21 protein-coding genes and 1 pseudogene are annotated in these 24,198 nt (G+C 38.4%); all 22 read left to right on the plus strand.

The window, feature by feature from the left end:
* Nucleotides 1-54 precede the first annotated feature (54 nt).
* Nucleotides 55-1,221: a polysaccharide deacetylase family protein gene (locus GKZ87_08115; GenBank protein QSI27918.1), complete on the plus strand. Its 1,167-nt coding sequence runs from the start codon at nucleotides 55-57 to the stop codon at nucleotides 1,219-1,221.
* Between the two features lie 13 nt (nucleotides 1,222-1,234).
* Nucleotides 1,235-2,350, plus strand: coding sequence for a molecular chaperone DnaJ (gene dnaJ / locus GKZ87_08120; protein QSI25446.1), 1,116 nt, complete (start codon nucleotides 1,235-1,237; stop codon nucleotides 2,348-2,350).
* 846 nt (nucleotides 2,351-3,196) lie between these two features.
* A complete protein-coding gene (locus GKZ87_08125; protein ID QSI25447.1) occupies nucleotides 3,197-3,379 on the plus strand; it encodes an AAA family ATPase in 183 nt (60 codons plus the stop codon).
* A gap of 45 nt (nucleotides 3,380-3,424) precedes the next feature.
* The gene (locus GKZ87_08130) at nucleotides 3,425-4,111 is read left to right on the plus strand and encodes an AAA family ATPase (protein QSI25448.1); all 687 of its coding nucleotides are present in this window, start codon (nucleotides 3,425-3,427) and stop codon (nucleotides 4,109-4,111) included.
* Complete coding sequence (locus tag GKZ87_08135) at nucleotides 4,105-4,971, plus strand: hypothetical protein (protein ID QSI25449.1); 867 nt, start codon at nucleotides 4,105-4,107, stop codon at nucleotides 4,969-4,971. The genes GKZ87_08130 and GKZ87_08135 overlap by 7 nt, the downstream gene beginning before the upstream one ends.
* Nucleotides 4,972-5,330: 359 nt before the next feature.
* Nucleotides 5,331-6,744 (plus strand): annotated as a pseudogene (locus GKZ87_08140) (exopolysaccharide biosynthesis polyprenyl glycosylphosphotransferase).
* The gene (gene loaP, locus GKZ87_08145) at nucleotides 6,741-7,271 is read left to right on the plus strand and encodes an antiterminator LoaP (protein QSI25450.1); all 531 of its coding nucleotides are present in this window, start codon (nucleotides 6,741-6,743) and stop codon (nucleotides 7,269-7,271) included. The pseudogene GKZ87_08140 and the gene loaP overlap by 4 nt, the downstream one beginning before the upstream one ends.
* Before the next feature lie 136 nt (nucleotides 7,272-7,407).
* Complete coding sequence (locus tag GKZ87_08150) at nucleotides 7,408-8,109, plus strand: capsular biosynthesis protein (protein QSI25451.1); 702 nt, start codon at nucleotides 7,408-7,410, stop codon at nucleotides 8,107-8,109.
* Nucleotides 8,110-8,112: 3 nt separating this feature from the next.
* Entirely contained in the window at nucleotides 8,113-8,895 is a 783-nt protein-coding gene (locus GKZ87_08155) for a capsular biosynthesis protein (GenBank protein ID QSI25452.1), read from the plus strand.
* A gap of 4 nt (nucleotides 8,896-8,899) precedes the next feature.
* Nucleotides 8,900-9,616 (plus strand): polysaccharide biosynthesis tyrosine autokinase, encoded by a 717-nt coding sequence (locus GKZ87_08160; GenBank protein QSI25453.1) that lies wholly within the window; start codon nucleotides 8,900-8,902, stop codon nucleotides 9,614-9,616.
* A gap of 38 nt (nucleotides 9,617-9,654) precedes the next feature.
* Nucleotides 9,655-10,257, plus strand: a complete 603-nt coding sequence (locus GKZ87_08165; GenBank protein QSI25454.1) for a hypothetical protein — start codon at nucleotides 9,655-9,657, stop codon at nucleotides 10,255-10,257.
* Entirely contained in the window at nucleotides 10,244-11,677 is a 1,434-nt protein-coding gene (locus tag GKZ87_08170; protein ID QSI25455.1) for a LytR family transcriptional regulator, read from the plus strand. Before GKZ87_08165 ends, GKZ87_08170 begins: the two co-directional genes overlap by 14 nt.
* Before the next feature lie 915 nt (nucleotides 11,678-12,592).
* Nucleotides 12,593-13,723: a glycosyltransferase gene (locus GKZ87_08175; protein QSI25456.1), complete on the plus strand. Its 1,131-nt coding sequence runs from the start codon at nucleotides 12,593-12,595 to the stop codon at nucleotides 13,721-13,723.
* Between the two features lie 27 nt (nucleotides 13,724-13,750).
* On the plus strand, nucleotides 13,751-14,848 hold the full coding sequence (locus tag GKZ87_08180) for a glycosyltransferase (protein QSI25457.1): 1,098 nt from the start codon (nucleotides 13,751-13,753) through the stop codon (nucleotides 14,846-14,848).
* A 13-nt stretch (nucleotides 14,849-14,861) separates the two neighbouring features.
* Nucleotides 14,862-15,932 carry a glycosyltransferase gene (locus GKZ87_08185; protein QSI25458.1) on the plus strand — a complete coding sequence of 357 codons (1,071 nt, stop codon included), beginning with the start codon at nucleotides 14,862-14,864 and terminating at the stop codon, nucleotides 15,930-15,932.
* Between the two features lie 6 nt (nucleotides 15,933-15,938).
* The gene (locus GKZ87_08190; GenBank protein ID QSI25459.1) at nucleotides 15,939-17,141 is read left to right on the plus strand and encodes a glycosyltransferase; all 1,203 of its coding nucleotides are present in this window, start codon (nucleotides 15,939-15,941) and stop codon (nucleotides 17,139-17,141) included.
* On the plus strand, nucleotides 17,142-18,398 hold the full coding sequence (locus GKZ87_08195; GenBank protein QSI25460.1) for a hypothetical protein: 1,257 nt from the start codon (nucleotides 17,142-17,144) through the stop codon (nucleotides 18,396-18,398). It begins immediately after the preceding gene.
* On the plus strand, nucleotides 18,395-19,477 hold the full coding sequence (locus GKZ87_08200) for a hypothetical protein (GenBank protein QSI25461.1): 1,083 nt from the start codon (nucleotides 18,395-18,397) through the stop codon (nucleotides 19,475-19,477). The genes GKZ87_08195 and GKZ87_08200 overlap by 4 nt, the downstream gene beginning before the upstream one ends.
* A 4-nt stretch (nucleotides 19,478-19,481) precedes the next feature.
* Nucleotides 19,482-20,621, plus strand: a complete 1,140-nt coding sequence (locus GKZ87_08205) for a 4Fe-4S dicluster domain-containing protein (GenBank protein ID QSI25462.1) — start codon at nucleotides 19,482-19,484, stop codon at nucleotides 20,619-20,621.
* Nucleotides 20,622-20,637: 16 nt separating this feature from the next.
* Nucleotides 20,638-21,666 (plus strand): glycosyltransferase, encoded by a 1,029-nt coding sequence (locus GKZ87_08210; protein QSI25463.1) that lies wholly within the window; start codon nucleotides 20,638-20,640, stop codon nucleotides 21,664-21,666.
* Complete coding sequence (locus tag GKZ87_08215) at nucleotides 21,573-22,793, plus strand: hypothetical protein (protein QSI25464.1); 1,221 nt, start codon at nucleotides 21,573-21,575, stop codon at nucleotides 22,791-22,793. The genes GKZ87_08210 and GKZ87_08215 overlap by 94 nt, the downstream gene beginning before the upstream one ends.
* On the plus strand, nucleotides 22,768-24,168 hold the full coding sequence (locus GKZ87_08220) for an oligosaccharide flippase family protein (GenBank protein ID QSI25465.1): 1,401 nt from the start codon (nucleotides 22,768-22,770) through the stop codon (nucleotides 24,166-24,168). Before GKZ87_08215 ends, GKZ87_08220 begins: the two co-directional genes overlap by 26 nt.
* Nucleotides 24,169-24,198 lie beyond the last annotated feature (30 nt).

Genomic DNA, 24,198 nt, shown 5'->3' on the forward strand with positions numbered 1-24,198 from the left:
CTTGCGCTAGGTTTTGTATGTTGTGTGATGCTGGCCGTCTATTGGACATATCCGATGCAGAAGCAGAAGTCTGCTATTGACGTAACCTCACATTATGCACAAATGGTGCGTGTTGATAAGGAAACGCCGCTGTATGAGAAAAAGGATGGAGAATACAAGGAAACCGGCCGTATCTTTAAGGGGACTGTGCTGCACCTGGATCAGCGTGACGCACAGAACATGAAAGAAAATTATTTCAGGCTGCAAACGGATGACTGCTACATCCTGGCTGATCATGTGGTACCCGAACAAACAGAAGAAAACAGTGTCAAAAAGTCCAGTGTATATCTGCCGTTTAATGAAAATATCGTGACAAAGGACAGCTATGCCATCGAGGATGAAACAGGAAACAAGCTTGCGGAAGTAACTCATAAGGCTTCCTATCCGATTTACGTGAAGGATGAAGATCGTTATGGCGTGCTGATTCAGAATAAGCTCGTGTATATTCCTAAATCTGCAGTAGCTGAAACACAGAAATCGGACAATAACAGTGAGCCAACCGCTAAGCAGCTTCCGGTTTTCATGTATCACTATTTCTATTCCAAGGAAAACGGAGAAGTATCGAAAAATGGAAACTGGCTGGAGGTCAAGGATTTTGAAGCACAGCTGAAGTATCTTAAGGATCACGATTATGTGACGCTGCGGATGCAGGATGTGGAGAATTTCATGGATGGAAAGGTACAGCTGCCGAAGAACAGTGTTTCCATCACAATCGACGATGGCACAGCTTCTATCTATAAGTATGCATATCCGCTGCTGAAAAAATATGGGGATACGGCGACGTTCTTTCTGATTGGTGACCATCTGAAAAACGATACGCTGCCAAAAAGCTTCCAGGAAATGCAAAAAAACGGTATGGAGCTGCAGTCGCATTCCTATGGTATGCATACCGGCGGGTGCGAAGGCGGTCATGGCGGAGCTCTGCGCTGTGTGGGACATGAGGAAGGTGTCGCAGATACGAAAAAGTCGTTTTCCATCATCGGCGGAGGCAATGTGTATTGTTATCCATATGGCGATGTGACGGAAAGTGCCTTGCAAATTATGAAAGATGCAGGTGTGCATATGGCTTTTACGACAAATTATGGTAAAATAGAACCCGGCATGGATAAGCTGCAGCTGCCAAGAGTGCGTATTTTCGGTGACGCGGGTATCCAGCAGTTCATATACAGTCTGGAAAGTTAGGAGGGTGATCCACATGAGCAAACGAGATTATTATGAAGTCCTGGGACTCAGCAAGGGTGCCAGCGATGATGAAATAAAAAAAGCCTATCGGAAGATGGCGAAAAAGTATCACCCGGATGTCAATAAGGATCCGGGGGCTGAGGAGTCATTCAAGGAAGTAAATGAAGCCTATGAGGTGCTGAGTGATCCGCAGAAGAAGGCAACCTATGACCAGTTCGGTCATGCCGGTATGGATGGTGCCAATTTTGGCGGTGGTGCCGGAGGCTTTGGCGGATTTGAGGATTTCGGTGACATTTTCGGTTCGTTTTTTGGCGGTGGCTTCGGCGGCGGTGGTGGCCGGCGTTCCAATAACGGGCCGCGTAAGGGAAATGATCGCTTCATGCAGATGCGCATTGATTTCATGGATGCTATTTTCGGTAAAACGGAAACCGTTACGATCGAGGTGGATGAGCAGTGTGATGAGTGTATGGGAAGCGGTGCGAAAAGCAAGTCCGATATCAAATCCTGTCCGCATTGTAATGGAACCGGTACAGTAACGACGCAGCAGAGAACGCCGTTTGGTGTGTTCCAGAGTCAGTCTGTATGTCCGGATTGTAACGGAACAGGAAAGACGATTGTGAACAAGTGTCCGAAGTGCCATGGCAAGGGCTATGAGCATAAGCGTGTGAAGCTGGATATCAAGATTCCGGCAGGTATTCAGTCCGGCCAGCAGGTGCGTGTACCGAATAAGGGAGAGCGCGGTGTAAATGGCGGGCCGAATGGGGATTTGTATATCGAAATCCTGGTGAGCCGTCACAAACAGTTTGTCCGTGATGGCAATGATATCCGTATCACGGTGCCAATCAGCGCTGTGGATGCGATTTTGGGATGTAAGGTAGATGTGCCAACCGTTTACGGTGATGTGGAGCTGACGATTCCGGCAGGTACGCAGTATGGCCAGCAGTTCCGTTTGAAGGGTAAGGGTGTCAAGTCTGCCTCCTCACGTGGCGGTCAGGGTGATCAGTATGTCGAGGTCAAGGTGGAAGTGCCTACCAAAATTACACGCGATGAAAAGGAGCTGTATGAGAAAATCCGCAATAAGAAATCTCATGAGTCTCCATTCGATAAGTTTAAAAAGGCTTTTAAATAAAAATCCTGCGGCAGTAAGTACGGATATCCGTAATGCTGTCGTTTTTTTATATTTTATTGTAATGTAAACGAGTGAGTAGTTTTGGAAAAAAACGCTTTGAATTGTGAAATAATACCTGGTTTTCTATCATTGATAGGATTTTGATATATAGGAGACATAAAAACAGTATTCTGATAAATTAGCTTTTTTAAATGCGTTCAAAATATTTATCACAATCATTATTAGCGGCATCGTTAATGATCATTTATTAAGGTAGGCTCATATTATCTAAAGGTTCTTTCTCGACACTTAGCATATGAGAATCGGGAAATACAAAATCATCAATATTTATCAAACTCTTTGTATTTCTTTCCTGCCTTATGCCTTGAAGCGAGAAAGAGCCTATTTAGGGATACAGTTTCTTCGATAAGATCTTCCAAGCTTCAAAATATAATACCTATCGCTATCTTCAACCTGATACATGAATTGTTTAGCAAATGTATGAGAATATCACCGAAATGCTTAATTTTCTGATATCTATAAGCGATATAATAAGCTACAAGATTGGGTACGAACGATGGGAAGGAAAGCTATTGAAGAATTTCGATGATATTTTTTGATGCTAAATTTTATCAATTTTCTGAGTAGCAGTTTTAAAGCAAACAATTATAATCGAGGTATAATATGCGTATGCAAGTGTATATAAGAAGCTTCAAACAGAGAGTATTGCCCGGAATGAGGATATATTCGCAGTGTGAATACTCCTATCATCCTGGTTCTCAATCTTTTATGTTATGCCCGCATAACATAATTTCACTTTTTGAAAAAATGCTAACGTGGTATAATACTTTTAAAGGAGCTGATTTTATGAAACGTTTGCCAATTGGTATAGAAAACTTCAAAGAGCTGATTACGAACGATTATTACTATGTGGACAAAACATTACTCATCAAAGATGTATGCAATGAAAAAGTCGTATTATATACAAGGCCGTGTCGATTTCACCGAAATAGTGTCGATACCTTTGGTATCCGACAAGAAGCGCACTAGTAGCGGGAAAATCATTAAATATGAGTAGGCGGTGCCCGCTCAGGCGTGCTTTACTACTTTTATTCTATAAAAGAAAAAGAATATTCATATATATTTAATTCCTTAAATGTTTTGAAAGAAAAGGAAGTAGTACAGCATCAAAATCAGTATCCGGTTATCTTCCTTACGTTAAAAGACTTGAAAAACAATTCCTTTGAAAAGCAGCGGGATATGTTTTCCCTTTTAGTACAGGAAATTATACGTAATAACCAGGAATTACTTACAAGTGATTTAATAAATGAATTTGATAAAGAACAGCTTATAAATCTTTATCGGCGAACGCAAAGTGACGTTGATTTACAAAATGCATTGAAATTTATCTCTGGATGCTTGCGGCAGCATTATCAAAAAAATGTCATTATTTTGATTGATGAATATGATGTCCCTCTCCAGAGTGCCTATTTGAATGGATATTATAATGAGATGGTGGATTTTTTTAGCAATGTGTTTAGTGCTGCCTTAAAAACAAATGATGCGTTAGAGAAAGGTATTCTTACTGGATGTCTGAGAATAGCAAAAGAATCAACACCGCAGGCGGGCTTTAGCCTTTTCACTGGACTAAATAATTTTAATGTATATTCTATTTCTGATCGACAATCCAGTTTATACTTTGGCTTTACGCCTGAGGAAACTACACATTTATTAAAAGAGTATGAACTTTCTGCTTATGAGCATGTAGTTCAAGAATGGTAGGCGGTGCCCACCCATGGCGTGATGGATATCTGTTTGGTAATCAGGAAATATATAATCCATGGAGTGTTTTGAAGTATATACAGAAAATCAGGCAGGAAGACAATACACCTGAATCATTTTGGGCAAATACAAGTGGAAATGATATCATTTACCGTTATATACGGCAGAGCACTGCAGAAATGAAGCAAGAGTTTGATATACTATCAACTGGTGGTAAGACAGAAAAAGTAATCAAATCAGAACTGACGTATCGAGAAATGGATAATATAGATAATATATATAGCTTTCTATTATTCACCGGCTATTTAAAGACAATCAAAAAAATAGATGTCAATATTTATCAGCTTGAAATCCCCAATAAAGAAATACGCTATATCTATACGACAATATTTGAGGAATGGTTCCGTCAGCAAATAGAAATCAAAAATGCAGCTTTCATAAATGCATTGTTAAAGGAAGATATAGATACAGCAAATGAAATTTTGAATAGTGTATTATTTGAATCTATGAGCTATTTTGATTATGATGAAAAATTTTATCATGGATTTGTGAATGGAATGTTACAGGGAGTTACAAATAGTAGCATCCGTTCAAATCAGGAATCTGGTTTGGGAAGGTATGATATTGCTATACTTCCTTCTTACAAGAAAAAAAGAGGGTTGGTTCTGGAGTTAAAGGTCGCAGGCAAAGAGGAGGAAGTAGAAAAAGCAGCAAGAGCGGCGTGTGAACAGATCAAAGCTATGAAATATATAGAGGGCTTGAATAAAAAAGGTTATATGGATATTGTAGGTTATGGAATAGGGTTTTATAAGAAGTCTTGTATAATAGAGGTCTTGGAAAATAACAGTTCAAAATATTAAGGTGGCAGAGGCATAGAAAGCTAATGCCACCTTTTTGTTACTTTTATAGATATGACTGATATCACGCTCATAAATGTGACTTGCATGATATTTTATAAAGTTTAGTAATTTAAAAAAATAGACTTTTTTGTATAATTTTATTGATTGTAAAGGTCTATTGTAGTAGAATAGCTACGTGTAGAATGGAATGAGTTAAACATTTACATACCCTTTATGATTATAAAGGTATACCTTTCTGTCTATTTACTTATAATTAACGAAACAGGTGGTTTTCAATGAAAATCATCTGTTTTTTTTCGTTTTTACGTAAGAAATCATACATAGAAGTCTACAAATCCTGTCTTTTAAAAATATCTTAAAAGGTATACGTTTTGAGATTTAAAATTCCATTTTATAAAAAGGGAGGGTAGTGAATTCATTAATGAATGTAAGTACATGAGGAAAAAAATAGGAATAACAGCATGTCTGCTGGAAGAAATCGTTGTTTGCAGTCTTTCTTATCTTTTTGAATTTCCAGGTGACTATACAGTTCGCATCTGTGTCCTGTATTTCGTCATTCAGTATCTATTTGGCCATTATCGGACGAAGACGCTCCTGATCTGGGAAGAAATCGAGTTGCTTGTAAAAAGTCATATCTGTTTTTTTATCGTCAGTATCCTGCTCGATCCTATGCAGGATTTCAACGTTCCTTGTATTTTGCTGAATGCAGTGATTTCCTGTATCATGCTTTGCTTTAGTATCCTATTACAGAGATATCTACGCATCTGGTTTCGAAACAGCTGTGCAGATAATGTGCTGATTATCGGTACAGGCAAACAGGCTGTTACATTTGCTGAGGTGTGTAAGACGAATCGGTTTGCGCTTATGAAGGTAAAAGGTTACATCGATACACAGGATGGTGATGTGGCTGCTGAAGTAAAACAAGAGGTCTTTGCACTAGCTGAGCTGGAACAGACCGTTCAGAGGCTGCAGATAAACTCCGCAGTCATTGCATCAACAAGTCTTACAAATGCACAATTCGATGACATCCTGTTGAAGCTGCGGACAGTCAGTAAGATACGCTATATGCCGTCTGTTAAGATTTTGACCTTTGATACCAGGATAGAGGATTTTGACGGTCAGCTGCTTGTATCTACAGCAAAGGGAAGGATTTCGACCTTCAACAAAGCAGTCAAGCGGGCCATTGATATCTTAGGTGGTATTGCCGGATGTATCCTTCTGATCCCCTTGACGATCTATGTGTGGAGAACGAACAGGAAGAATCATGATCATGATCCCATATTCTTTAAACAGGTGCGGATCGGTAAGGGTGGAAAGAAATTCGTATTGTATAAATACCGGACAATGATCCCGGACGCAGAGCGTATACTGCATGAGCTTATGGAAAAGGATCCGGTTATCAGAGAGGAATATGAAACGAACAAAAAGCTGAAGAAGGATCCCAGGATTACAAAGGCAGGAGGGTTTCTGCGACGGAAGAGTCTGGATGAATTCCCACAGTTCTTGAATGTACTGAAGGGGAATATGAGCCTGACCGGGCCAAGGCCGTATCTGCCAAGGGAACGAAAAGATATGGGAATTTATTATGACTATGTGATTGGCTGCAAGCCTGGACTTACCGGAATGTGGCAGACGCATGGACGAAGTGACATCAGTTTCCAGGATCGGTTGAAGATGGATGAATATTATTATAAAAACTGGAGCTTGAAGCTGGATATGACGATCCTCGTCAAGACGATCAAGACCGTATTTCACGGGGACGGGGCAAGATGATGAAGCCATGGTACGTACTGTATGTGATGGGTGGCAGAGAGAAGAAGATCTTAGAGCTTTTAAATCAAAAGGAAGATGTAAAGGCATTTACTCCTTTGAAGGAAGTGGTGCACCGTATACAGGGCAAGCGGGTAATTGTGAAGAAGCCGTTGTTCCCTTCGTATGTGTTCGTAGAAACAGAGCTGAATCCGAACGGATTTCAACAAGCACTGATTCAGTACCGTTCACAGATCAGTGGTATTTTGAAAGAGCTGAAGTACGAGAATGATATCAGTGCATTGAGCGCAGAAGAAAGAGCTTATCTGGAAGGGCTCATGGACAGGGAACACAATGTCCGGTTATCAAAGGGTGAGATCCTGGATGGAGAGGTCATCATCACAGAAGGCCCGTTAAAAGGATATGAAAGTAATATTATACGAATTGACAGACATAAGCGTCGTGCAATCCTGAATGTTCAAATGAATGAACGAAAGCTGCAGGTGGACGTTTCTCTGGAGATAGTGAAAAAGATCGAATCTCAGAAGTAATAGTTGTTGAGGCACTTTATGGAGAGGTTCAGGATACAATCAACCATTCAACACTGCAGGTGGGGGAAGGGGAGAGTGTATCTTTTTTTGTAGTAAGATTCTCGCCTCAATAGAAGAAAGCAAAGGAGAGAAATTAGTGGAAGATTTACAGAAGAGCATAGAACAGAATGAAGAGATAGAAATAGATCTGGGAAGACTGTTGCGGCAGTTAAGGAAAAAGCTGTCCTTTATCATCGCAGTGACGGTGATTGCGATCATCATTTCCTTATTGGTGACAAAGTTTCTGATCCCGAAGAAATATGAAAGCATGGCAAGGATCTATCTGAAGCCGAATATCACGGAGAGTGGAACGATCGATTACAATACATTGACTGCCAATTCCAAGATGGTGAACAACTATGTCCTCATGCTGCAGGGAAACAGCCTGCTGGAGGATGTCACGGAGAAGCTGAAGCTGGAGGATGAGACACTGGTCAAGAAATCACTAAGTGTAAGCAATGAAGCGGATAGTGAGATTATCACGGTAAGTGCCCGGACAGAGGATGCGAAGATGTCGAAGGACATCGTGAATATGACTGTGAATCTGTTTTTTGTAAGTATGAAGGATAAGCTGGACATCAAGAATATGACGATTCTGGATGCTCCTCAGGTGAATGAGACGCCAGTATCTCCGAGCTTAAAGATGAACCTGCTGATTGGGGCGCTGCTTGGAATCATGGTATCCTGTGGCTTTGTCACGGTACAGTTTCTGCTGGATAAGCGGCTGCATACGAAGGAAGATGCGGAATCTTATTTGGAGATACCGGTACTGGCAGAGATTCCGTTTCTGGAGGATTAGGATATGAGCTTCATTGATCTGCATTGCCATATGGCATGGGATATCGATGATGGTATCGATAGTCGGGAAGAAGCACAAAAGGCGTTACAGCAGGCCAAGGCAGATGGAATCGTAAAGCTTGCGGCAACACCGCATTTCATACCGGGAGCTCAAAAGGAAGCGGATGTAAGAGAAATGAATCATCGGATCCGGGAGCTGAGAGAGCTTGGTAAGGAATATGGTATCACCGTTTATAGCGGTTGTGAGATGTTTCTGAATGATAATTATCTGGATATGATCGATGGAGGATATTATAACACGATCAATGAAAGCCGCTATCTGTTGTGCGAGTTTGATGTCCTTAAGGATATTGAAAAGAATAGCTATGCCGATGAGCAGCTGTATGAATTGTCGATCAGAGGGCTGGTTCCGATGATCGCACATGCGGAGCGGTATTTTCATAAGGATATCGACGTACATAGAGTAAAGGAATGGATGAACAGCGGCTATGTGATTCAGATGAATCGGACGAGTCTTTTGGGGATGCATGGCAGTCAGATCCAAAAGAATGCCAGACGACTGTTGCAGGAAGGACTGGTGCATATCGTTGCGAGTGATGCTCATCGTGCCAGTGGAAATCGTATCTGTAAGCTGCGTGATGTGTATCAGGAAATCGTAAAGGTATCTGATACGGCGAGCGCAGAGCTGCTCTGTATGATCAATCCACAGCATATCCTTCAGGATGAGGATGTGGAACAGATTGCAGTAAAGAAAAAATCCTGGATACAACGCATGAGGAGGAGATGATGAGATGGAACGAAAGATAGCACCAAAGCGGAGTGATCCGAAGAAGCATACAAAGAAGAGTCAGTTTGACAATATGGAGGTATATCGTCAGCTGCGAACGAATATAGAATATTCGTCTTTCAATAAGGATATACAGGTGATTTGTGTAACCAGCTCAAATCCTGCAGAGGGGAAAAGCTCGGTCGCAAGCAATCTGGCTACGGTGGCGATTGCGAAGTATGAAAGGGTCCTGTTGATCGATTGTGATCTGCGTAAGCCTGTTCAGCATAAGATCTTCAAGGTTTCGAATAAGCTGGGTATCAGTAATCTGATGAAGGATAAGTCTGAGGTTGATTTGGAAATCGGAGGTTATTTTCAGAAGTTTAAGGATAACAGTACGGATGGAAAGCTGTATGTGTTGACAAGTGGAAAATCAGTTCCAAATCCGCAGGAGATGCTGGCAAGCGAGCGCTTTAAGGAGCTGATTGAGAAATTCCGTGAGATGTTTGATTACATCATCATTGACTGTCCGCCGTTGAATGCAGTAGCGGATGCGATTCCGGTATCGAGTATTGTTGATGGAACATTGTTTGTTGTATCGGCGATGGATACGGATAAGCGGGAAGCAAAAAATGCGTTGACGATGCTGCAGAGAAATGGTGCAAATGTATTGGGATGTGTGTTGACAAAGGTCGATATTACATCGAAGTCATATTACAGCTATTACGGGAATTATAACTAAGTTAAGAAAAGATTATGTTATTGGGATGAGGTGAGTTGATGAAGTATTTCTATGCATATGCTACAACGGACGCTGAATGCGAAGCCATACACACCATCGTATTACACTCAGATTTGAATATACAGGAAGCTTTTATTTACATAGATAATAACAGGTATGATGCGTGGGAACAGCTGATGGCTACTTTGGAAATGAAGGATGAGCTTTATGTTTACAGGCTTTCAGCGATCGCGGCAGATGGAAATACACTCTTTGTCCATCTCACACATCTAAAGGATAGGGATATAACGATAAGGCTTTTGGATGATTCAGATTTGAATTTAGAACAGATATTGAATCTGATCGATTTTGTTAGAAAGACACAACGAAAGCAGATCTATGATAAGCAAATGGAAGGAATCCAGAGAGCCCTGGAGAAAAAGCGAAAAGGGGAAGGTGATTACGGCCGTCCAAAAATAACGCTGCCCGCTGATTTTGAAGTCAATATCAAAAAAATCATGCGAAAAGAAATGAAGCATGAGGATTATCGTGAAAAGTTAGGGTTCAAACGCTCCACTTATTTTAAATTTGTTAAGGATCTGAAGGATTCCTGGAAGCAGGAAGAGCTGGAGAGGAGTCTGGGAAAAGATGGAAAGCATTAAAAAGTTTGGGAAGCATGGTTGCTGGATCGTAATGGTTCTGGCAGCGGCATATTTGTTATGGAGTCTGTACCGGTTCCATATTCTGCCGTTGAAATATTATATACCCATTCTTGTCGTCATCGTATTGATTATCGGTGCAGTTATTTATTGTATCCTTGGGAAAAAGGCGAATAGGATTACAAAAATTCTGGGATGTATTCTATCGGTAGTCCTTTGTATATGTATGCTGTTTATGAATATCAAGGTCATAAACAAGGCACAGGAAACAGTGAAAGCAGTCAGTAACGGCGATATCAAGACAACTGAGATTTCTGTGCTTGTGAAAAGGGATAGCAGTTATAAGGATATCAAAGACCTGGATGGAAAGCAGTTTGGCATTTTGAAAACGATTGATCGTGAGAACACGGATTTCATGTTGAACCGCTTAAGCTCACAGTTTGCGAATGAGATATCCAAAATTGAGTACAAGGAATTCAAGGATGAAATACAGGGCTTACAGGAAGGCAGAACCGATGCCATCATTATGAATGAGGGGATGCGGGATGCATTCAACATTATTGATGGCAGCTTTGAACAGGAAACAAGAGTTATCTATACGCTGGACCGTAAGGAAGTTTTGAAGAACTTAAAAGCGAACAATATCACAAAGGATCCTTTCATCGTGTATATATCAGGGATTGATACGAATGGCTCGATATCAAAAACAAGCCGAAGTGATGTCAACATGCTGGCGGCGGTAAATCCGCAAAAAAAAGAGCTGCTGCTGGTATTTATACCGAGAGATTATTATGTACCGTTACAGTGTCCGAATGGCAGTTGTGAGACAGGTGCTATGGACAAGCTGACACATGCAGGATTGTATGGTGTGGAGACATCACAGGCAACGATCAGTAAGCTGTTAGATATAAAGATAAATTATAATATACGTCTGAATTTTGATACGCTGACGACCATGGTGGATGCATTAGGTGGAATCGAAATTTATTCTGATAAAGAATTAACTGCATATACGAATAAGAATTGTAACTATATCAAAGGCAATCAGCACGTAAATGGTGCTTGTGCATTAGCGTTTGCGAGAGAACGATATGCTTATGAAAGTGGAGATCGTCATCGTGGAGAGAACCAGCAACAGGTAATTGAAGCAATGCTGAAGAAGTTTACAAAGTCTAATGTTATCAAGAATTATGAAAGCATCATGAATGCCGTACAGGGAATGTTTCAGACGAATATGACAACGGATGAAATTACAGCTCTTATTCAGATGCAGATCAAGGATATGGCTACGTGGAAGGTTACAAGCGTCAGTGCGGATGGTACTGGAGATATGTTGCCTACGTATTCGTTCGGTAGTCAGCCGTTGTATGTGATGCATCCAGATGACGAAAAGATTATAAAATTGAAAAATCTATTAGAATAAAACCCTAAAAAATCAAGTATATTATATAGGAGTTACATCATTGAGTATAAGTTAGAGTTTAGATAGAGTCTTATATATGATGTGATGATAAAAAATAATACATACTATATTTTATTAAAATGTATTTGCTTATAAATCTATACAACCTTAATTTGGAAAGTATACATAGATATAAAAAGCTCCTTCAAAGGGGTGTTTTAAAGATATGAAGAATTACTATTTCATTAAAATTTTATTATTGCGGTAACTGGGGCTGTAGAATAGCTGATTACTTTCTTGATATAACAGAGTAAATGATACAACATTGATAATCTGGTTGAAATGGCCAAGATTCGGACAAAGACAGTAATTTGATTTAGACTATGTTGTAATAGCTACACTTATAAATGTCTACTCAACAAAATCAGTCGAGCTCTGATAGTCGTATGGATGGTGAAGAGTACATGGTAAAATGGATAAATGTCTCATGCTAAAATGCTGCTTTTCTCAATAACGTGCAAAAATTCCACTATTGACAGTACAGAAAGCAAAACGAGGGTGCATATAGAAAAGCTAAGTTTTCTGCTTTTGAGTAAAGGTGGTTGTGATGTTAATATCATGCAAAAACAGCGATATTACGATGAAACTTACCTAAGCGCTGATGTATTAAATAGACCTGCGAAGATGATGAATTAGATTATTGCTTTGTAAATTAGCATGACACTATAAAGCAACACTTCGATTATTGCTGCAGCATGACAGGTGTACTCGATAAGGTGCAGAGAAGTAGGGATATCATTGCTGCACGAAATGGTACGACAGCAAGGAAAAGCACTTAGACGATGTGTTAATCATATCGAAATTTCAGACAGTTAATTGCCATCCATAGGATGAGTACATAGACATTGCGGGAAAAAGATGAGGAGTATTTGAGGGATGAGGAAGAATAAAATCAGAATACTGCATGTGGCACAAGCCGCTGGTGGCGTGGATCGCTACATCCGAATGCTCCTTAAGTATTTGGATAAAGACAAATTTGAAAATATTTTGGTTTGCTCACAGGATTTCCAAGAGGAAGATTATGAAGGCTTGGTGGATTCCTTTGAGCAAATTGAGATGACAAGAGCAATTTGGGTAAATGACTTAAAGTCGATTGCAGAGGTCAGAAAACTCATAAAGAAATATAATCCAGATATTGTATATGCGCATTCCAGTAAAGCTGGTGCAATCGCCCGTGTGGCTGACATTGGATTGAAGAATAAGTGCATCTATAATCCGCACGGCTGGGCATTCAATATGCGCTGTTCAGAAAAGAAAAGAATGATGTACACAGCTATTGAAAAAGTAGCAGCACTATTCTGTGATAAAATTATTTGTATTTCAGATGCGGAAAAACAGTCCGCTTTGGAGAAGAATATTTGCAAAGAAGATAAGCTACAAGTCATTTTTAACGGTGTGGACATAGAAGCATACGAAAGTGGAGAACACGGAAAAGCTAAAAGAGCAGATCTAAACATACCAGGAAATGCCTTTGTAGTTGGTATGGTTGGCCGTATCAGTCCCCAAAAAGCACCAGATGTATTTGTGAAGATGGCAAAACGGGTTAAAGATAAAATTCCAGATGTACATTTCATCATTGTCGGAAGCGGAAATCAAGAAGCGAAAATCAGAAAGTACGCTGAAGACAACGGATTTTCGGAAAATTTACATATTACTGGTTGGGTTGATGATCCGATGAGTTATGTGGAACTCTTTGATGTCGCATGTCTGTTAAGCCGCTGGGAAGGATTTGGATTAGCTCTGCCGGAGTACATGATGGCTGGCAAGCCAATTGTTGCGACCAAAGTGGATGCGATTCCCAATATCATTCAAGATAGTGAAAATGGTTTACTTGTTAAAGCGGATGATGCTATTGAAGCAGATGAAGCTGTACTGCAGATTTATCGGGATAAGGGATTGAAAGATAAATTGGTGGCGCAGGGATTGGTTGATGTACATAACAGATTCAATGCTCGGAGGGTTTCTGAGGAGCATGGGATACTTGCTTTAAGCTTGACAAAGAAATGATGGTGTAAGAGGAGGTTATAAGTCGCTGTGAAAAAAGTAAAAGTGCTTCATTTGGAACTTGATTGTCATCTTGGAGGCATCGAATCTTTTCTCTTTAATTTATACAGCCGAATCGACAGAGATACGGTACAATTTGGTTTCGTGACAAGATCAGATAATCCGGCAATGGCATTAGAACTAAAAAAGTTGGGTGCTAAGATTTATAAAGTGCCTTCATATCGAAAGCCAATCAAATATATGAGAACTCTAAACGCTATTATCGATGAAGGCTATGATATAGTACACATTCATAAAAATTCTGCAGCAATATTTCTTCCATTTTTGATTGCTCATAGGCATACTAATGTAAGAGTTTTTGCACATTCGCACAATACAAGTCCAAGCATAGGTGGAGCAACGCGATTATTACATATGTTGAACAGAAATATTTTATGGAAGTGTTCTGATGAACATTTTGCATGTTCACAGGTTGCGGGCGAGTGGCTATACGGAAAAAACAAGGCTTTTACTGTTTTAAAGAACGGAATTAATACTAATGCTTACAAATATGATTTGAAAAGGCACTTGGCAAAGAGAAAAGAGCTGGGAATATCGGATAATGTATTTGTTATTGGTAATGTGGGTAGATTTACTGAACAAAAAAACCAAAAACGATTAGTACAAATATATGAAGAATTTCTTCATAAGAATGGCAACAGTATGCTTTTGCTGGTGGGAGATGGAGAACAAAAAAATATAGTTGAGAATTATTGCAAAGAAAGAAAGCTGACAGAATATGTGATGTTTCTTGGAGTTCGTAAAGATATTCCAGATTTGATGATGGCAATGAATACATTCATAATGCCATCATTATATGAAGGATTACCAATTGTGGCAATTGAAGCTCAAAGCGCGGGATTGCCACTTTATTTATCAAATACAATTTCTGATGAAACAGACGTAACAAATAATGTCAAATGGTTTTCACTGGAAGATGATAATAAAACAATTGCTGAAATAATATGCGATGAACAGAGTACAACTCAAGAGCGCATAGAAAGAAACAGTAAAGTTGTAACTGCTGGATTTGATATGGAAGAAACTGCAAAGTATCTGTCCAAGAAATATCAAGATTCAATAATGTGATGAGGATACAAGAATGATAAAAATAGCACATTGTATGACTTCCCTTGCTGGTGGCGTTGGAAAAGTTGTAATGAACTATTTTGATAACATGCCCCCAAATGAATATGAAGTTCATATTGTCACGCAGGCAACAAAATCGGATGAGTATCTTAAAATGTATGAAAGTAGGGGATATCACATTCATGTTGTGCCGTCAAAGAAAAATAGCGTGTGTAAAAATATAAAAACCATGTATCAAATCTTTAAAGATGAGAAAATTGAGATAGTACACTGTCATATGACAGCAACAAATTTCTTTCCACTTTTGGCTGCAAAATTGGCTGGAGTTAAGGTGAGAATTAGCCATTCGCATTTGGCAGAGAAAAAGAACATTTTAGAGAGAGTATTGTGCTTGTTGGCAAAATTTATAGCAACGGATAGATTTGCCTGCGGACATGAAGCCGGGGAAGCTATATTTGGAAAAAGCTCATCTACTATAATAAAGAATGCGATTGATTTTAAGAAATATAAGTACAATAGGAGTGTACGAGAAGCTGAACGAAAAGCATTGGGATTGGAAAACAATAAAGTGATTTGTCATGTTGGTCGATTTACTAAGCAAAAGAATCATGCTTTCTTGATTGATTTATTTGATGATCTTTATTGTGAAGATGACAGCTACAAATTAATGCTGATTGGTGATGGAGAATTACTTGATGGGGTTAAAGAAGACGTAAAAGAACGAGGATTGTCGAGCAATGTTCTTTTTATGGGATTGATTGATGATGTGAGTAGAAAGCTTCAAGCAAGTGATGTATTTGCGTTGCCTTCAAAGTTTGAAGGACTATGCCTTGCTGCTATTGAAGCTCAAGCTACGGGGATTCCATGCAGATTTTCAGGAACAGTTGATGGCAGAACTAAAGTTAATAGTAATGTCGCCTTTGTGGAACAGTTTGATACGAAAAAGTGGGTAGAAAGTATAAAAGATGCTTTCATGGAAACACGCAACATTGATCAGGTAAATTTAATAGAAGCAGGATTTGATATTGTAACTGAAGCTAAGAAGTTGGATGATTTTTATAAGGACTCCTTAAATAGAAAGTGATAAATTATGATTAAAATAGCATTTGTTTCACCCGGAAAACTGCCCCAGCCTGCAGTGAAGGGTGGCGCGGTAGAAGGTTTAATTGATTTGCTAGTTGAGTCATTAGTAGAACGGTATGATAAGTATGATGTGCATGTTTACTCTATTGGCGAAAATGATGAAGATAAAATAATTAGTGGCGTGAAGTATCATTATATTAAAAACCACGGATTTTCAAATCAAATCGCAAGAAAAACTAGAGGAATCATTAATGCTTTGAGCAAAAATATATATGTGGGAAACAATTATATTGATAATGTAGCAAATCGAATTCATAATGAAAAGTGTTTGTTTGATTTTATTGTTGTTCAGAATGTTCCAGAATATGGACTTGTTCTGAAAAAATGCAATGCAAAAAAATATATATTGCATATGCACAACAATGGATTTAATAAGAACAGCAAATGTGCAAGAAAAATTTTCGATTTATATGATGAAATATATACTATTAGTGGTACAGTACGAAATTATGTTTGCTCAATCTGTGAGAGTGAAAAAGTAAAGATACTTTATAATGGGGTGGATTACTCTATCTTTGGAAGACGTATAACGAAAACAGAGCGGCAGTCAAAAAGAGAAAGTTTGCATTTTAAATACAATGATACGGTATATGTTTTTGCAGGAAGGTTAACTAAAGAAAAAGGTGTGAGAGAACTCATTGTTGCGTTTAAACAGTTGGTGCAGAAAAAAGCGAATACAAAATTAATGATTATTGGAAGTAGCTTTTTTGATGGCGCAAAGGATACGGAGTATGTGTCAGAGCTAAAAAAGTTGGCAGGACCCATTAAAGATAAAATCATTTTTACGGGTTTTATAAAGCACGAAGAATTGTATAAATGGTATCAACTTGGAGATGTTGGCATTGTCCCATCTCAATGGGATGAACCATTTGCACTTACTGTGATTGAGGAGATGATGAGTGGTCTTCCGGTCATTGCAAGCAAGTGTGGAGGAATTGTTGAAATTACAAATAAAGATTGTGCGATTCTGGTCGAACAAAACGATGAATATGTTGATAATTTGGAAAAAGCAATGTATTTAATGCTTGAAAATCCAATCGAGAGAAAAAATATGGCAATTAAAGCCGTTGATCAGGCAAAAAAGTTTGACTCAAAGAAATATTGCGAAACATTTAAAGAATATATTGATTCTATAATAAATGTGGATTAAATGAAAAGAGATGGAAGAATGATAAATAGAGGTCTGTGTATCAGAAAGAAAAGTATAATAGCTTTTGTGGTTGCTGTATTTATTACAACAAACTATATGTACCATATTGTTAATCCGGCAATTTACTTAATTGCCGTGATCCTTTTGCTGTATGGGATAAAACCGGGACGAATGAATTTTACAACGCAGTCCTTGCTAATGATGCCTTTTGTTATATGTATTACAATAGGTAGCTTGCTTACCCCTGCGGGAAATTCTGGTCGAGTTTATATGATAACAACATGGTTTTTATTGATAATGCTACTTCGTAGCAATGTTGAATGTTCGTGGATTGAGTATTTACCGAAGCACTTAATGTTTTTGACTGGCATACAAGCACTGTTTGTTTTATTATATCCATTTATTCCGTCATTTGTGCAGTCCGTCGCTAAAGTCGTTCTTTCCCCAAAATCCTATGCGACAAATGCTTTTCAATGGAATAGGTATCATATAGATTGTGGGATTACGGGTTTACAAAGTCTTGCGGCCTTTTATGTTACAACATTTTTGGCAGTGGTTTGTGCGAAATATTTTAATGCAGAGAAAACGGACAAAAAGAGAAAATTTGTACTAGTGATATATATATTGGCATTTATTGCACTTCTTTACACATCAAAGAGAGGCGCTATGCTTGCTAATGTTGCAGCATTGTTAGCAATTCCGCTTCTCTTGGATAAAAAAATCTCTAAGAAAATTCAGTATCTGCTGATTTTGGGAATTGTTGCAGTAATCGGTTACGGTTTTCTATCACAGTACTTTCCACAGGCAATTAGAATTTTCACACGCTTTCAGACACAAGAGGACATTTCCACAGGACGATTTGATATATATCAGCAGCTACTGAGTAATGTCAAAAATGACTGGCTTATAGGAAAGGGGAATCTATCAGCAGCACTAATTCTTGATGGCAACTATGGTCACAATATCTATATACAACTATTTTATGAGAATGGAATTTTAGGATGTATTTCGTTTATCATATTTTCTATATATACATTTGTGAAGACGGTCCTGAATTATAGAAGTGCGAAAGAAGAAAAAACAAAAAACTATTTGTTGATTAGTTTTTATTTTCAAATCTATTTCCTGTTTTATGGCTTGTTTGGAAATCCGCTTTTTGATTATTCAATCTTCTTTACATATATTTGTATGGTGATAATGGGCGTATATGGTGAAAAGATGCTTATAAAAGAAAAAATGGAGAAAGACACAATATGAAGTGTGGAATATTAACTTTTCATAAAACAACAAATTATGGGGCAGTACTGCAGGCATATGCCCTGATGGATACAATTAATAATTTAAAAGAGGTCGACTGTGAAATAATTGATTATAGGTGTGAAGCAGTTGAACAACGGTATAAAATACTTAGAAAATATGAAACAACAAAAGATGCAATCAAAGCATTTTTGTGTGCGATTCCCAATACTCAACTGAAAAGAAATTTTTCGGTGTTTGCAAGGAAATATTGCAATCTATCTGCCCCTACAACACCGAAAGAGCTTTTGGAAAAGACTAGGGATTATGATGCTATTGTAGTTGGCAGCGATCAAATCTGGAATCCTAAATTGACTGGCGGTGATGAGAACTATTTTCTTCCATTTGATATTCCCTGTAAAAAAATAGCCTACGCTGCAAGTTTTGGAAGCTTCGATGATAAGGAAAAGATCCAATATTATTTTGAAAAGGATATTTCCGATTTTGCAGCAGTATCCTTGCGTGAAATGGATGTAGTAAAATATCTGGATCATTCGGAAATATATAAGATTCAGCAGGTCTTAGATCCGACGTTTTTATTGAATCAGGAAGAATGGAAAAAAGTATTCATCAAAGAAGCAATCGTGAAAGGAAAGTATATCCTTGTCTATAAAATGATGGATGCGGAAGGCTTGTTCGATTTTGCACGAAAACTTGGAAAAGAAAAAGGACTTCCAATCATTTACCTTACGCATTCGGCGAGAAGAGAAGCCGGGATGAAAAATATCTTTACGGCGAGTCCGGAAGAATTCTTGAATTATTTGTATTATGCAGAATGCGTAGTGACCTCTTCTTTTCACGGGACTGCGCTATCTGTAAATTTGAAAAAAGAATTTTATTACGCACTTGATAGAAAGAATCTGACAGCAAATAGAAGAATCGAAGCATTAATGTATCTTCTGGGCTTGCAGAACCGTAACATTTTGTGCCAGTTAAATGGGAATGCAAGCATTGACTGGAATGCCGTAAACGCAAAATTGGATGAGCAACGAGCTAAGTCAAAAGAATTTCTAAGAAAAGCGATTGAGGGGGTGAACTAGGAAAATGCCAGTGCCAATCGATAAAAAAGAATGCTGTGGCTGTTCTCTTTGCGTGGAGGTTTGTCCCGTTCACTGCATTTCTATGACAAACGATGCGGAAGGATTTCGGTATCCGAAGATAGATGATGCGGCTTGTATTCATTGCGAAAAATGCTCTAAAATATGCTCTTTTGTAACTAAGAAGAACACACGCATCACGGTTAAAGAGTGCATTGTATCTCAACACAGCGATACTGGAGAATTGATGAAAAGCCGCTCAGGTGCTGCCTTTGCAATCTGCTCGGATTGGATTTTAAGCGAAGGTGGTGCAGTGTATGGCGCGGTGCTGACTCCACAGATGGAAGTAGTCCATATGCGGGCAACAAATCAGGTGGATCGAGATCTGATGCGTGGTTCCAAATATGCACAGAGTAACATAGAAGGACTTTTTGCGGATATCTTACAGGATGCAGAAGAAAATCCCGTTCTTTTTTCCGGGACAGCGTGTCAGGTGGATGCGGTAAATGCGTATTTTAAGATAAAGCATGGTAAAATAGAAAATCTTTACACGTTGGATATTATCTGTCACGGCGCTCCTTCTCCAATGATGTTTTCTGAATATATTACGTATCTGGAAAAGAGAGAGAAAAAGAAAGTCACGGCATTTAATTTCAGAGATAAGAAATTCGGGTGGGACAACTATATTGAAACATATTGCTTTGGGGATAACGAAAGAAAATCTACGCTATATCGTAAATTATTCTACGAAGAGATTGTGCTGAGACCTAGCTGCCATAATTGCCGCTATACATCATTGGATCGAGTTGCGGATTTGACCGTTGCGGATGCCTGGAACATACAGAAAGTATACCCGGAATTTGATTACAAGAAAGGCGTATCGCTTTGCATTGCAGATACAGAAAAAGGGATACGCTTGCTGGAGCATATCAAAGTGGAAAGTGTTTGGAAACCTGCTAAAATTGAGGACTTTATGCAACCCAATATGCAAAGGCCGACTGCTCCAGGTATAGATCGAGAAGCATTCTGGGTCGATTATCAGCGGAAGGGGTTTGAATATGTCCTCAACAAATACGCAAAGAAGAGGATTTGGGTGCGTATTGCGAATGCAGTGCGGTATTATTCAGCAAAATTTTTGAAAAAGTAATGGAAGGAGGGAGAAGATGCTACTTTCAATTATCATACCAGTTCATAATACGGAAAAGTATTTAGCGTCCTGCATCGAGAGCGTGTATGAACAGGGGCTGCCTTTGAATGAGTTTGAAGTGATCCTGGTCAATAATGCTTCGACAGATAATTCTCTGAATGTATGCAGGAAACTGAAGGAGACGCACTCTAATGTTATGCTGATCCATACTGATACCCCTGGTGTAAGCAATGCACGAAATTTAGGAATGCAGCAAGCACAAGGGTATTATATTCATTTTATTGATTCGGATGACAAACTTCTTGCAGAAATGTATGCTACTTACAAAAGCGTTGCGCTGAAAAATCATCCTGATCTGATCGTTTCTGGCATTGATAATTATTATGAGTCAGAAAATCGGCATCTTCTTCAGAATCCGAGTGAAACTTGTAGCCTGAGTAATAAAAAATCGGTATGCAATTGCATTCGGAATATGACACCAGATAAAAAAATCTGGCTGATGAACGTTATCTGGAATAAATGGTACAAGAGAAGTTTTCTTCTTGATGCAAAAGCAAAGTTTGATACATCTTTGAAAGTTGGCGAAGATTTTGTTTTTAACTGTGCCGTATTTACAGGATTAAACAGTTGCACTGTTATATCGAGAGCTTTTTATTCGTATTTTCATCGGAGCACAAAAAGTGCCTTGAACCAGTTCCATAAGGGTGAACTTGAACGTAGAAGGCGTATGGAAAAAGAACAAAAAGCCCTCTATCATAATCTTGGAATCAACGATAAGGATAAGGAAATTGAAATATTGAATGGTGAATTGCTGTTCAAGCATCTGTATTCGGTATTTCGTGAAGATTGTGATGTAGAACCGCAAGAGTATATTAAGTCGGTAATGAATGACGAGCTGATGAAAGACATCCTGCAGTTCTTTGACAGCAACCCAAATGGGTATTATAACACATTGAAATTTATGACAATGCATGGGAATTGTTCGGGATTTTATTTTGTCCTAAAAGCAAAGTATTTTCTATCTGGACAAAACAAGAAAAGGTGAAGGTCGTGAAAATAGGAATTATTACGTTTCAAAGAGCAGATAACTATGGTGCGCTGCTGCAGTGTTATGCCCTTTACAAATATGTTAAAGGGATAAACTCTGATACGGAAGTTATAGATTACAGAAACCCTGTAATTGCAGATAGATATAAAAAATACAAAACATTTAACAGACATATAATAAAGTGTTTGGCAGATAATTTGAATGCACTAGTACATTCAAAAAATTATACAAAGAAAAGGAATGGCTTTGATCAGTTGAGAAAGCTGATTTCTTTTTCAGAGTCCAAAAACAAAGAAGAAGTCTTTAAAACCATGGAAGAATACGATTTGGTATTTTCAGGAAGCGACCAGGTATTAAATCCTCATATAACAGATGGCTTTGATGATGCTTATTATTTAAATGCACCTGGAAATTTTAAGAAAATCGTGTATGCCGGAAGTGTTGGAAATGCTCAAGATTCAATGATACAGAGCGAAGAATTCTTTAACAGGATACAAAAGTTTGATGAGCTGTCTTTTCGAGAAAAGGATATCAGCGAGTATGTAACTAGTAGGGGCATCAAGTGCATAAAAGTAGTAGATCCGACATTCTTACTAACAAAAGATATGTGGGATGATGTCATTTGTGATGTGCAGACTGGCATAGATCAGGATTATTTGGTTTTGTATTATGTGCAAGAGAATCAGGAGCTTATTAGAATTGCTGAGACTTTGGCAGAAGAACAGCGATATAGAATAGTATATTTTGATGAACATCTTCGTTTGGATAAGGAGGCAATTTATAAGGGTGATGTCGGACCCTTGGAGTTTGTCAAGCTGATTCGTGATGCAAAAACTATTGTGACATCTTCGTTTCATGGGACGGCATTTTCGACTATTTATAGAAAAAATGTTTATCTGCATTTGCCGCGTGTGACAGGAGCGAGAGTCAGAACTCTTGCACAAATGGCAGGAATTGAAAATCGTGTATATTCTTCTTATGAGGAATTTAAACAGCGACACCCCCATGATGATATAGAATACAACGAACAAGAAATTTTGAAAAATATTGAGATGTCTAAGGCGTTTATTGGAAATCAAGTAAAGAAAGGGAAAAACTATGGGAAGGCAAAAAGAACTGGCTAAAAATACAGCTATATTGACTTTTGGGAAAATATGCACACAATGCATTAGTTTCTTTTTACTGCCATTATATACGGCGGTTTTGGATACTTCTGAATATGGTCTGTTTGACCTAATGATAACATACGGAACATTATTGATTCCTATTGTTAATTGGCAGTTTGATCAGGGATTATTTAGATTTTTGATTGATGTTCGTGGCAATAAAGAAAAACAGACGGAAATATTTTCTTCGGTTTTTGCCGCGAATATAGTGCAATCCGTGGCATTTATTTTGATCATGGCGTTAGTTTCAGCGGTTTCAAACTTTAAGTACAGTGTTTTCTTGACGACATACATTGTGCTTCACGTTTTTGTGACGCTGCTTTTACAGTTTGTGCGAGGACTTGGAAAAAGTACTATTTACGCGGTTGCAAGCTTTATTTCGGCCGTTACAACGGTAGCGTTAAATGCGTTGACGCTTGTTGTATTTAAATTGGGTTTGAACGGATTATTTCTGGCGACAATTGCGGCGCAAATTGCTACACTTGTTTATCTGCTTGCCGCATCACGAGTGTACAGTTATTTTAGATTTAGTTCGATTAATGGTGGTATGTACAGAGAAGTAAGAAAATACTCTCTCCCGCTAATTCCTAATAATTTGGCGTGGTGGGTTGTGAATGTTTCGGACAGAACAATCGTTTCTTATGTTTTGGGAGTTGCAACAAACGGTATTTATACTGTTGCGAATAAGTTTTCGAATGTTTTTATTAATTTTTATAATATTTTTAATTTGACATGGACGGAAACGGTATCCTTGCACTATCAGGATGAGGATAGAGATGCTTTCTTAAGTGATACTATGACAACTTTATATAAGATGTTCTCATGTGCCTGTTTTGGAACTGTTGCTTTGATGCCATATATTTTCCCAATTATGGTACATTCAAATTATGCTGAGGCCTACCCGCAGATTATCATCTTAATGTATGCAATGCTTCTCAGAGTTGTTGTGGGCCTTTATAGCTGTGTATATATAGCTATGAAGGAATCAAAGAAGGTGGCGACAACATCGGGTATTTCAGCTTTGATCAATATTACGATTGATTTGCTTTTAATCAAGAAAATGGGTTTATACGCGGCATCAATATCAACTCTTGTGGCGTTTGGAGCAATGGCAGTTGTCAGGTATTTTGATATAAATAAAATCCTGAAGATGAAAATCAAACGTAGCGTTTTGATTTCTTCAATTATTGTAGGCAGTGCTTTAGCAATTACATATTATATCAACTTGCCTCCTATAAATCTTGGAATGCTAGTGGTGATTGTAGTGTATGTTATTGTTATGAATGTTGGAATTATTAATGCAGCTCTTAAAATGGCGCATGATTTTTTTTAAGGAAATGATAGATGATGTTGTCTATACGAG

This window comes from Erysipelotrichaceae bacterium 66202529, assembly GCA_017161075.1.
Lineage (GTDB): Bacteria > Bacillota_I > Bacilli_A > Erysipelotrichales > Erysipelotrichaceae > Clostridium_AQ.

What these genes read in the sequence shown, in the direction of transcription:
- GKZ87_08115 (QSI27918.1), top strand. Translation starts at nt 55, where the DNA reads ATGCAGAAGCAGAAGTCTGCTATTGACGTAACCTCACATTATGCACAA.
- dnaJ (QSI25446.1), top strand. Translation starts at nt 1,235, where the DNA reads ATGAGCAAACGAGATTATTATGAAGTCCTGGGACTCAGCAAGGGTGCC.
- GKZ87_08125 (QSI25447.1), top strand. Translation starts at nt 3,197, where the DNA reads ATGAAACGTTTGCCAATTGGTATAGAAAACTTCAAAGAGCTGATTACG.
- GKZ87_08135 (QSI25449.1), top strand. Translation starts at nt 4,105, where the DNA reads ATGGTAGGCGGTGCCCACCCATGGCGTGATGGATATCTGTTTGGTAAT.
- loaP (QSI25450.1), top strand. Translation starts at nt 6,741, where the DNA reads ATGATGAAGCCATGGTACGTACTGTATGTGATGGGTGGCAGAGAGAAG.
- GKZ87_08155 (QSI25452.1), top strand. Translation starts at nt 8,113, where the DNA reads ATGAGCTTCATTGATCTGCATTGCCATATGGCATGGGATATCGATGAT.
- GKZ87_08160 (QSI25453.1), top strand. Translation starts at nt 8,900, where the DNA reads ATGGAACGAAAGATAGCACCAAAGCGGAGTGATCCGAAGAAGCATACA.
- GKZ87_08165 (QSI25454.1), top strand. Translation starts at nt 9,655, where the DNA reads ATGAAGTATTTCTATGCATATGCTACAACGGACGCTGAATGCGAAGCC.
- GKZ87_08170 (QSI25455.1), top strand. Translation starts at nt 10,244, where the DNA reads ATGGAAAGCATTAAAAAGTTTGGGAAGCATGGTTGCTGGATCGTAATG.
- GKZ87_08175 (QSI25456.1), top strand. Translation starts at nt 12,593, where the DNA reads ATGAGGAAGAATAAAATCAGAATACTGCATGTGGCACAAGCCGCTGGT.
- GKZ87_08185 (QSI25458.1), top strand. Translation starts at nt 14,862, where the DNA reads ATGATAAAAATAGCACATTGTATGACTTCCCTTGCTGGTGGCGTTGGA.
- GKZ87_08190 (QSI25459.1), top strand. Translation starts at nt 15,939, where the DNA reads ATGATTAAAATAGCATTTGTTTCACCCGGAAAACTGCCCCAGCCTGCA.
- GKZ87_08195 (QSI25460.1), top strand. Translation starts at nt 17,142, where the DNA reads ATGAAAAGAGATGGAAGAATGATAAATAGAGGTCTGTGTATCAGAAAG.
- GKZ87_08200 (QSI25461.1), top strand. Translation starts at nt 18,395, where the DNA reads ATGAAGTGTGGAATATTAACTTTTCATAAAACAACAAATTATGGGGCA.
- GKZ87_08205 (QSI25462.1), top strand. Translation starts at nt 19,482, where the DNA reads ATGCCAGTGCCAATCGATAAAAAAGAATGCTGTGGCTGTTCTCTTTGC.
- GKZ87_08210 (QSI25463.1), top strand. Translation starts at nt 20,638, where the DNA reads ATGCTACTTTCAATTATCATACCAGTTCATAATACGGAAAAGTATTTA.
- GKZ87_08220 (QSI25465.1), top strand. Translation starts at nt 22,768, where the DNA reads ATGGGAAGGCAAAAAGAACTGGCTAAAAATACAGCTATATTGACTTTT.